Origin of the sequence: Acidisphaera sp. L21 (assembly GCF_009765685.1) — a bacterium.
In the GTDB taxonomy this organism is placed as follows: domain Bacteria; phylum Pseudomonadota; class Alphaproteobacteria; order Acetobacterales; family Acetobacteraceae; genus LMUY01.
Genome location: NZ_LMUY01000003.1, coordinates 37,274 through 43,619, shown reverse-complemented (window position 1 = coordinate 43,619; position 6,346 = coordinate 37,274). Strand labels below are relative to the sequence as shown.

The 6,346-nt window shown below is 65.9% G+C and carries 6 protein-coding genes and 1 pseudogene; 4 read left to right on the top strand and 3 right to left on the bottom strand.

All coding sequences use genetic code 11. The annotated features are described in order from the left end of the window. The 3 genes and pseudogenes from GSQ76_RS00615 to GSQ76_RS00605 form a co-directional block, all read left to right on the top strand. Positions 1-720 (top strand): annotated as a pseudogene (locus tag GSQ76_RS00615) (hypothetical protein); the annotation flags it as partial. A gap of 2 nt (positions 721-722) precedes the next feature. Next, positions 723-1,553, top strand: coding sequence for a ScpA family protein (locus GSQ76_RS00610; RefSeq protein ID WP_158741978.1), 831 nt, complete (start codon positions 723-725; stop codon positions 1,551-1,553). Between the two features lie 23 nt (positions 1,554-1,576). After that, the gene (locus tag GSQ76_RS00605) at positions 1,577-1,870 is read left to right on the top strand and encodes a hypothetical protein (RefSeq protein ID WP_158741977.1); all 294 of its coding nucleotides are present in this window, start codon (positions 1,577-1,579) and stop codon (positions 1,868-1,870) included. On the opposite strand, the gene GSQ76_RS00600 is transcribed toward GSQ76_RS00605, so the two are convergent. From GSQ76_RS00600 to GSQ76_RS00590, 3 genes are all read right to left on the bottom strand, one after another. After that, positions 1,867-2,625 (bottom strand): CDP-diacylglycerol diphosphatase, encoded by a 759-nt coding sequence (locus GSQ76_RS00600; protein ID WP_216850833.1) that lies wholly within the window; start codon positions 2,623-2,625, stop codon positions 1,867-1,869. The two genes, GSQ76_RS00605 and GSQ76_RS00600, sit on opposite strands and share 4 nt — an antisense overlap. An 87-nt stretch (positions 2,626-2,712) precedes the next feature. Beyond that, positions 2,713-4,080, bottom strand: a complete 1,368-nt coding sequence (locus GSQ76_RS00595) for an NtaA/DmoA family FMN-dependent monooxygenase (RefSeq protein ID WP_158741976.1) — start codon at positions 4,078-4,080, stop codon at positions 2,713-2,715. Positions 4,081-4,240: 160 nt separating this feature from the next. After that, on the bottom strand, positions 4,241-5,827 hold the full coding sequence (locus tag GSQ76_RS00590; protein WP_158741975.1) for an oleate hydratase: 1,587 nt from the start codon (positions 5,825-5,827) through the stop codon (positions 4,241-4,243). Between the two features lie 151 nt (positions 5,828-5,978). Here GSQ76_RS00590 and GSQ76_RS00585 point away from each other — a divergent pair. Then, a partial coding sequence (locus GSQ76_RS00585; protein WP_158741974.1) for a hypothetical protein occupies positions 5,979-6,346 on the top strand: 368 nt, incomplete at its 3' end.

Sequence of the window (6,346 nt, the reverse complement as noted above, 5' to 3'; positions counted from 1 at the left end):
GCAGATCTGGACGCGTTCCTGACAGCGAAGGCCGCGACACGGCCGGCGCCGCGCCCGGTGGACGATGCCGATGCGGCGACAACCGCGCCCGCCCCGGCAGCGCAGGCGCGCGGGCGTGGCACGCAGGATAGCGGCGCCGCCGCACCCCTGCGCCTGGCGCATACGGATTGGCTGCACCACCAACTCGCCATCACCGGCGCGGAGGATGCCGTCACTGCGTTCCGCATGGCTGCGGCCGGGGCGGGCACGATCCCCTGGCACCTCGACATGGACCAGTTGGAGGAAGACTGGTTCCATCGCCTGGTGGCGCCCGGCGCACGAGGGCTGAGCCTGGCGGGGGCGCGCATGCTGTCCAGCCAGTTGCGCGACGCAGTGGAGCAGCGGCACGGCCTGGCCGTCTCACGCGTGGGGCGCAGCCCGGTCTGCCCGTTGGATTTGCATTCGCTGGTGCCGGTGCCACCGCAGATCCTGCGGCTGGGTCCGGATCATCCCGACGCGTTGGAATGGCTGTGGCAGCACTGGGGCACCACCGAAGGGCTGCGGCACGTCGCCGAAGAACTGAGCGATGCGCGACGCCGGGCCGTGTCGCCAGACGGGGAGGCCGGGTATCACCTGACGTTCTGGTCGGCCGATTGGACGCCCTGGCGCGCCATGGCGCGGATCCGGGAGGCCTGGCCGGCCGTGACATTCGATCTGCGCCCGACCTATCAGGTGGCATGACGATGGCGAAGATTGCCGAAGACGGTGCGGCAGAGTGGGGCGACGCGGCGCGTGGTCAGCCCGGGCGGGGCGCCGCGCCGGTCCTGTCGGTCGAGGGGTTCGAGGGTCCGCTGGACTGGCTGCTGGAAATGGTGCGCACCCGGCAGGTCGACCTGCTGCGCCTGTCCATCGCGGCGTTGATCGACGAGTTCGCGCAGGCGCTGGAACTGGCGCTGTCGCAGCCTGGGCTGGGGTCGGCGGCGCTGGGACGGTGGGGCGACTGGCTGGTCATGGCAGCCGATCTGGCGCTGTTGCGGTCGCGCCTGCTGGTGCCCGCCGATGTGGCCGAGGCGCAGTCGGCACAGGAGGCGGCCGAGGCGTTGCGCGCCCTGTTGGTTGGCCGTGCGGAGATCGCCACCGTGGTGGATTGGCTGGAACAGCGGCCGCAACTGGGGCGGGACGTGTTCGCGCCGGGTCGCGCGGGGGAGACGGGGCCGGTGAAGGTGGCCGGGCGCAGCGGGGACGTGACGGCGCTGCTGCGGGCTTGCCTGGCGGCAATCCGCCTGCCGCCGGACGCGAGCGCGCGCTACCGCGTGCCCGGCGCCCCGTTCTGGAGCGTGTCGAACGCGATCGACCGGTTTCGCCAGGTCCTGCCGGGGCTGGGCGAGGCGCGGGCGGGCTTGCAGGATTTCCTGCCGCCGGTTCCGGCGGAATCACCCGACCGGGACCTTCGGTGCCGTGCGGCGCTTGCCAGCACCTTTCTCGGCGGTCTGGAACTGGCGCGGGATGAAACGCTTGTGCTGGAGCAGGACGCGCCGTTCTCGGCCGTCGCGATTGGGCGGGTCGCAGCCTAGCGCTCTTTGTATTGGGAGTGGCCATGTCACCTGACGAGTACCGCCTCAGCCTGGCCAACGCGGCGCCGCCGGAGTCCGGTCTGGCGCTGCAGTCGCTGTGGTGGGTTGCGAAGGGCGAATGGGAGCGCGCCCATGAATGCGCCCAGCAGCGCGAGGGCGATCCGGGCTGCGATTGGGTGCACGCCCATCTGCACCGTGTCGAGGGCGACCAGAGCAATGCTGGCTACTGGTATCGGCGCGCCGGCCGCCCCGTGTCGACGGCGTCGCTGGACCAGGAATGGACCGAGATCGTGACGGCGCTGCTGCCGAAGGGCTAACCGGCGATGGGCTGGGCGCCGAGGGCGCAGGCATGGTCCTGAACATCCTCGCCATGGCCCTGGCCATCCGGACCGACCCGGCCGGCGAGGAGGATGAAGCCGGGCTCGGCGCCGACCACGATCAGCGTGTAACGGTCCATCGCGTCGCGCGCGCCCGGCAGCGTGCCGGCGACGAGGCGGAACGGGTTTGCGGTGAGTTCATCACCGGAGAGACGGATCGCGCTGTAGCGCTGGCCGGCCAGGGGGGTCGGCAGCATCGTCCAGGTGTCGCCGATGGTCTGCGTCTTCAGGGTGTCGCGGATGTCCGGTCGGATGCAGTCGATGTGGATGTGGAGTTGCTCCTGCGAGCGGGCGCTGGGTGGGTTGATGACCAGGGTGATGGTGTCGCGCGGCATGGGATGTCCCACTCGGGAGTCTACGTCACCATGGGCGCGCCAGGCGTCGGCGAAATAGTTCGGCGTCGCCGGGTCGAGCAGGGCCGGGCTTTCGATGCCGGTGATGCGCGCGGTGGGGATCAGCAGGAACTGGGTGGCGCCGACGATGTCCTTCAGGACGGCGTCGTTCGGTCCCACGACGACGCAGGGGCCGGGGTTGCCGGTCGCGGCGCCGGGCACGCAGCGGTCGTGCACGATCTTCCATAGGGCGTTCGGGTCGGCTGCGTATACGGCCAGCCGGGCGGTCGCCAGTAGCGCCAGGGCGGCAAACCCCACGAGCCCGGCCATTCGTAGGCGATGGTGGAACCAGCGTTTCGGCATCGGTCTGCCCCCGAATTTGGCCGCCTTTTGGCACACATGCGGCACGGCTTCCATCCCGGGTGCGCCGATGCCGGGTGGGAGCAACGATCACGCCGCCGGAGATGTCGCCTGATCGTGTTCGACGGGTTTGCAGCGGGAACGTGCGGCGACGAATTGATTTTCGGGCCGGGGCAACCCCAAAGTTTCCCGTAGTGTCGTGCCCGGGTATTCGCGGCGCAGGAGCCCACGCTCCCGGAGGAGCGGCGCGACGAAATCGGCGAACATGCGCAACTGGCCCGGCTGCGATTCGATGAGCATGAAGCCGTCGCACGCCTGCTGGTCGATCCATTGCTGCATTTCGTCGGCGACGTCCTCGGCCGTACCGACGAAGTGGTCTTTGGGGAATCCGAAACGCATGACGAACTGCCGGACCGTGAGCGCCTCGTCACGGGCCACGCGGAGCATCTGCATCATGTTGCCCTTGAAGCCTTCGGCGAGGCTCTCGATGACGCTCAGCGGGAAGGGGTCGTCCAGGCCATATTTCCGCAGATCGAAGCCGTGGAACGAACCGCTGAGGTAATTGATGGCACCCTGCAGCCCGATGGTCTGGCGGCGGCCGGCCTGGATTGCCTGAGCAGCCTCGCGCGTTGGCGCGATAAGCGGGGCGCAGGAGGGGAGGAGGGAAACCGAGTTTGGATCCCGGCCGTACTCCAGCGCCTTCGCCTTCAGCTTGCGGTAGGAAGCCTGGTTCACCTCCATGGCGTAGGCGGTGGTGAAGACGCAATCGGCATAGCGCGCGGCGAAGGCCAAGCCTTCGTCGGAGGCCGTGGCGGTGAATATGATCGGCCGGCCTTGCGGCGAGCGATGCAGGTTGAGAGGCCCCTTCGATTCGAAATACTTGCCCTTGTGGTCTAGCGTGTGGAGCTTGTCCGGGAGGAGGAAAACGCCGCTTTCCTTGTCTTGCGGCAGCGCATCGTCCTCGAAGCTGTCCCATAAGCCGGTGACGACGTGGTAGGCCTCCGCCCCGATCTCGTAGCGTTCCCGGTGAGAGATGCCGTGGAAACGACCGTAATTGTCGGACGAGCCCTTGGGGTCGGTGGTGACGAGGTTCCAGCCGGCACGGCCGTTGCTGAGATGATCCAAGGACAGGATTTGCCGGGCGATGTTGAACGGCTCGCAGAAGGTGGTGGACATGGTGCCGACGAGACCGATGTTCGTGGTGACAGCGGCGAGGGCGGCCAGAAGCGTCGTCGCCTCGAACCGGTCGAGCCGATGCGGCGGCGAGCCCTCGTCGGCCCACAGCGTATCGGCGACGAAGAAGAAATCCGCCTTGAATTCCTCGGCGATGAGCGCCTGTTGCTTGTGCTTTTCGAAGTTGGTGCCGGGGTAGGATGGCATTCCCGGGTTCAACCAGTCCGACCCGGTCCGGCCCGCACCCTCCGGCATGAGGCCAAGCTTCATGTAGCCATTCTTCATCGTGTTTCCTTCGGGTTGTCTCGGCGGCCCGAGACCGGAAGATTTTCTCGGGTGGCCCGATCGGCGCATGGCGACTATAGATGACTGTTCAAGAGGTTGTCTCCGATCGATGTCGGGACGGCGAGGTTTCGTGGTTTGCGGGCAGTCCGCACCTATCGTTCTAGACCGGCGTCAAACCCAGAAACACCTTCGCCGCCGCCCACACGGCCGCCAGGTCGAACTGGCCCTGATAGACATTTGGAGGGGCAGGACCGCGCTTGAGCAGACGATAAACCGCTTCCCAGGCCGTGCGTGTGGAGTATTCGAAGGTGAACGCAATATCGCGTTCAAGCTCGACGTACTGACCGAGCAGGCCGAGATTGGTGACGCCATCCGGAACCACAGGCGGCCTGTCGCCACGCTGACGGCGCAGCCAGATGTTGTTGACGTACGGCATGTTGCAGGGGATGCAGATCGACGTCGCGACGATCTTCTCGGTTTTCGGCTCCCCTTGCTTGAGCCCGAGATGTTGCAGCACTTCGCGCAATATCTCCTCGCCTGTGCATCGATGCATGGGCTTCGGATGGAAATTGCCGGGTTTTTCCGGAAAGAGCCCATAGCCCCACCAGATGGATGTACCTGGTGGCTGGTTGAGAACTTCGGGCTGCTCGAAGATCGATAACGAGATCACCCAGTTCGAATCTTTCAAGGTCAGCAGGCCGCCGCTTCCAGCGCCGCTATGGGTCAATCCAGTCAACTCATCGAGGAATTCGGAGCCGGTCGTCGTGACGGTGAACGTCACCCATCGCGAATCGGCGATCCGGTCGTCGCCAAAGAATGCGTCCGGATTGCCGAAGCCTGCGTGCTTCGCGGCCAGTTTCTTCCACAGCGCCCATGACCGCCCGGGGTTGAGCGGCGGGCCTGGTGGCGTAGCCATCGTTCCGGCCGAGAGATCGGCGGCTTGCGACCCGGTGGTCACGAACACGATATCGTCCGAGGCGATGTCGACCGACACCGAAGCCCCTCCGCGAACGCATTCAAGGCGACTGACGGTCATGTCGCCATCGGATCCAGTGAACTCGATATCGCTGACGAAGACGTCCTTCACGACGTTCACCTGCGCCGTGTCAAGCCAAGCGACCAGCGGTTGGACGAAGGCTTCGTGCTGGTTGAATTGCGACCGCAGGACATTGGCCATGGTCGATAGATCGGGAAACAAATAGACGAAGCGGTTCAGGTATCGCCGGAACTCGATGATGGTGTGTTGCGGCAGGGAGCCCATCTGCGTCGACCAGAGCAACCAAAATTCCGTTCCGAAGAATTTTGGGGAAAACCAGTCTTCGATGAGCTGACCGTCCAATGACGCTTCGCGGGTGAGCGAAAGTTTCGCCAGACGGAGGCCGTCGCCAAGGGTCAGCCCATACCGCTGGTCATGGACGCGTCGAAGGTTGTGATCGAGGATATGCGTTCGGTCGTCAAACGGGTGTTCTCGATTGAACGTGAGGAATTGCTCGGCGACATCGATATCGGGGTTCGCTTGCGTGGGGATCTTTCCCAGCAGATCCAACGCGCAGCGGAACTCCTTATCGAAGATCGAACCGGGCAGGTTGTAGCCACTGTTTGCATCGCCGGTTAAAAAGAATCCGCCGCCAAGCGTCTCGTCTGCCTCGTAGATCGTGATGTCCGGACCGGACATGCCGGCGTTCCGGATGAGTAACGCCGCCGCTGCCAAGCCGCCGAATCCGCCCCCGACAATATGCGCCTTCATCTTGTCCCTCCCGGAAACACCGGGTCGAGAGCGTCTCCCGACCCGTTTCTGCCCTGGCAATCGGCGAGGCCGGCGCATAGATCAGCGGCGGCGGACACCGATGCTGCTGAGTGTTATCGCGCCGCCGTGGTCGTTTTGACAACGATCAGAGATGGGCTCTGCGCTAATCTCCGGCGATCACTGGGTGCTTGCAACCCGGGCGGGCCGTGTGGTCCTTGCTGCACCCATGCAGATCTCCGCCCTCGATCCCACCCAGCCGACACAAGGGCCTGCCCCGTTTCGCGAGGCTTTGGGCGAATTGGTGCAGATCGGAATGGTCGTTGCGCGCATGATCGGGCGGGTGGCCGAGGCTGAAACGGCGGTTGCGGAGGCCGCGGCCGTGAGCGTGCCCGAAGGGATGTTGCCGGTTGCGGCATCGTTGGCAGAGGCGATCGAGGCCGACCAGGCGGCGAGCGCTGCCGGGGAAGCCCGGCGGGATGCCGTAGGGCGGGCCGAAGCGGTGGCCGCGGTATTTTCGCA

Excerpts from the sequence above, each read along its gene's own strand:
- GSQ76_RS00610 (WP_158741978.1), top strand. The coding sequence starts at position 723 with ATGGCGAAGATTGCCGAAGACGGTGCGGCAGAGTGGGGCGACGCGGCG.
- GSQ76_RS00605 (WP_158741977.1), top strand. The coding sequence starts at position 1,577 with ATGTCACCTGACGAGTACCGCCTCAGCCTGGCCAACGCGGCGCCGCCG.
- GSQ76_RS00600 (WP_216850833.1), bottom strand. The coding sequence starts at position 2,625 with ATGCCGAAACGCTGGTTCCACCATCGCCTACGAATGGCCGGGCTCGTG.
- GSQ76_RS00595 (WP_158741976.1), bottom strand. The coding sequence starts at position 4,080 with ATGAAGAATGGCTACATGAAGCTTGGCCTCATGCCGGAGGGTGCGGGC.
- GSQ76_RS00590 (WP_158741975.1), bottom strand. The coding sequence starts at position 5,827 with ATGAAGGCGCATATTGTCGGGGGCGGATTCGGCGGCTTGGCAGCGGCG.